Source organism: Microbacterium sp. HSID17254 (genome assembly GCF_003989315.1).
Taxonomy (GTDB): Bacteria; Actinomycetota; Actinomycetes; order Actinomycetales; family Microbacteriaceae; genus Microbacterium.
The window spans coordinates 1-730 of record NZ_RBLT01000210.1 but is presented as its reverse complement, the minus strand read 5'-3'; the positions used below and the strand labels follow the sequence as shown (position 1 = coordinate 730).

The following is a 730-nucleotide window of genomic DNA, read 5'->3' as shown; positions in this document are numbered from 1 at the left end:
CCCAGCAGCGGTGGGGCTTCGTGCTCGACGGCATGGTCGCCCAGGGCTGGATGACCCAGGCCGACCGGGCGCAGCAGAGGTTCCCGCAGTGGCGTGAGGCCTCCGCGGCCGAGGGCGGCGGCATCCCCGGCGACGACAAGGGCCACATCTACAACGCGGCCCGCGCCGAGCTGGAGAAGCTCGGGATCTCCGAGACCGAGATCAACACCCAGGGGTTGACGGTCACCACGACGATCGACCCGAAGGCCCAGGAGGACGCGGCGACGGCCGTGGCGAAGGTCATGGACGGCCAGCCCGACAACCTGCGGTCCTCGCTCGTGTCGGTGAACCCGAAGACCGGCGCGGTCATCGCCTACTTCGGCGGGGAGAACGGCGTCGGCCTCGACTACGCCTCGGTGCTCAAGCAGCCCGGCTCGTCGTTCAAGCCGTTCGTGCTCGCCGCGGCGCTGCAGGCGAACCCGCCGGTCGGTCTCGGCACGAGCTACGACGGCTCCTCCCCCCAGGAGCTCGCCGGCACCACGGTCACCAACTCCGAGGGCGTGAGCTGCGGCCGGTGCTCGGTGAAGGAGGCCATGACCAAGTCGATCAACACGGTCTTCTACCGGATGGGGCTCGACGTCGGCCCGCAGCGGGTCGCCGACGCCGCGCACCAGGCCGGCATCCCCGCCGACCTGCTGCCGAACCCCACCGGCGGCGTCTCCCTGGGTGACCGCGAGGTCCACCCCGAGGA

1 protein-coding gene is annotated in these 730 nt (G+C 71.5%); it reads left to right on the top strand.

What is annotated here, in order from left to right; all coding sequences use genetic code 11:
* Positions 1–730: penicillin-binding transpeptidase domain-containing protein (locus D8M34_RS18645; RefSeq protein WP_148113120.1), on the top strand; the 730-nt coding region annotated here is incomplete at both ends.